This window comes from Micromonospora sp. CB01531 (genome assembly GCF_001905095.1).
Lineage (GTDB): Bacteria > Actinomycetota > Actinomycetes > Mycobacteriales > Micromonosporaceae > Micromonospora.
The window spans coordinates 1-2,322 of record NZ_LWLS01000051.1 but is presented as its reverse complement, the minus strand read 5'-3'; the positions used below and the strand labels follow the sequence as shown (position 1 = coordinate 2,322).

Sequence of the window (2,322 nt, the reverse complement as noted above, 5' to 3'; positions counted from 1 at the left end):
AACCAGCCGCGGACGTACCTGCTCGATCTGCTCCGGAGTCACACCACCAGCCAACCACCATCCACATGGAAGCCACCAACGACACACCCGACACCTAACAAAGTGCTACTAAGAGCCTGATTCTGATCGAGTCACCCAGTCCAGCCAGGTCGCGGGAGTTCATCTGTTCGCGGTCATGGCCCGAATTGGTCGAGACGGCGTCCCAATCAGTCCACCCAACCACAGGCCCGTCTACGGCGCCCGAGCACCCGTCGAGCACCCGTCGAGCACCCGTCGAGCACCCGATGGTACCCATCGTGCCGGCGGGCAGCCCGATCGCCGGCGCAGGAATGACGGGACGACACGACCCGCCCGGCTGGTTCGCGGCCTACCGCAATTGAATCCGTCCATCTGAACACGGATGGTGGCCAAGCCCGAGCAGACACACGTGGCGCTTGCCCAGCTGCGGGCGCTGCATCGACCCCGGCCGGCGTCTGGCTGACCGGTTGACGCGGCCGCTCTGGCGACGCCTCACCCCGGTCCTCGCCAACCCAGCCACTACACCTGACAGCCCCTCACCGAAAACTGATCAACATCTACCGCTGGAGTGTTCGACGCTCTTGGGGTCACGCTCGGTGGTCAGACCAGTGCGAGTGGGCTGGCGGGCGAGTTGACTCCTCGGGGCATTCCGCTCACATCCCTATAGGACCAAGATGGCCATCATGACCAGCGCTTCAACAGATGCGGCGACCGACTCAGCAACAGCCTCACGATCCGCGATCGAGGGGCCCACCTGGTGCGAGCCGGGTCTAATCGCCCGAGCGGGCCGGTATCCGCTAGCCGTCGAGGCGCCGGTCATGGCCTGCGTCGACATGCTCGTACCCGGCGTCTCCACCGTGACGCGCTACGCCCGCTACTACAGCCTGTACTGGGCTCTCGCCGTGCACGCGGAACGGAGGGGCCTGAACCGAGAAGCATGCCAGCGCCTCGTCCGCCGGGCGGAGGTGGGCTTGGCACGGATCTCGCAGGAGTACGACGACCCGGATCACCCGCTCGGGCTGGCCCACGGTACCGAGGCGTTAGCCCGGCTTGCGCCCGACAACGGCAAAGAGTTTTCCGTGGCCGACACCACGGGCTCCATCTCCTACTCGCCACGTACCTGGGGCTTCTGGTCGCAGTACAACGGTCCCAGTGTGGCGCTCGGAACGGTGACGATGGACAGCGGCGCATTGCGCGCCGGCCGCCACCCGTGTCCACCGGGAGTCACCAAGATGTACGCCCCCCTCATCGATGTCGCCGAGCGTCGAGGTGGCCTGTCACTACCGTCGGCGGCACTCGGCCGCTTGAGCCTTCAGCACGACTGGGATACCCCGGACCTGGAACCGCTGAGCTCGCTGTTCAGCGCCACCGCTGATGGTCGACACGAGCATGAAGCCTGGACCGGGAACGATCGAACCCGGCGGGCCACCCTGCGCATACTCGCCCGGTCGTGGCAGCTAAACCCAGGCGCGGTGACGTGGCCGGAGGCGTTCGCCGCCGGCGTGGCGTACGGCTCAGCGGCACGGGAGGACCCGCTGCTGGCCGGCGAAGAGCGTACGGCAGCGTGGCGAGGGGTCGTGCTTCGTCACCACTCGGTCGGGGCATGGCGACATCTCTGGGCAGCGTTGGTCAACGAAGTCCTCAGGGCAGAGATCGCATCTCACAGCCACTTGCACGAGTGGATAACCGGGCGGCTTCCCAGCGGTACCGTCGCGGAGTTAGAGGCCGGTCTACCCGCAGTCGTTGACAAGCATGGTGACCCCCTACCAGCCGAGGATGAGCTGTTGCGCGACGATGCTGGTGTGGTCACCGACGTCGCGTTGCTGCTGCTCGGCGCCCGGCGCCTCGAGTCGCTGACTGGCCTCACCTTGCGGACCTTCAGGGGAAAGCGCCCCACCTATCTCGACCCCACGTGGGTAGCGCAGCTCCGGCTGGAGTTTGGCCAGCGATCGGTCGCTGAGCTGGGGCGACGGCTCGTTGACGACATGCTCGCCCAATCGCGCCGGGTAGCGCTGCGCAAGGTCAGGTTCAACCCCGACGGCACCATTTCGCTGTTCAGCCGCCTCCATGAGCGCAACGGCGGCTATTTCGCTGACTCCACTGAAGGAAGCGGCAACATCGGTCTGCGCATTCACCAGCTGGCCGAGATCGCGGTGCAGGTCGGATTGCTCACACCAGACCCCCGCGAACCAGTCACGCCGTCGGGGCAGCGCCTGTTGGGGGTGCCGGCATGAGCGAGGTCACGCGCTCCTTCCGATCGCCACTAACCCTTTTAGTGAGCGTCCGGGAACTCGGCAGCGCGCA

General features: G+C 66.4%; 1 protein-coding gene. It reads left to right on the top strand.

What is annotated here, in order from left to right; genetic code table 11:
• The first annotated feature begins 692 nt into the window (after nt 1-692).
• A complete protein-coding gene (locus tag A6A27_RS08270; protein WP_198940236.1) occupies nt 693-2,252 on the top strand; it encodes a hypothetical protein in 1,560 nt (519 codons plus the stop codon).
• The last annotated feature ends 70 nt before the right edge of the window (nt 2,253-2,322 follow it).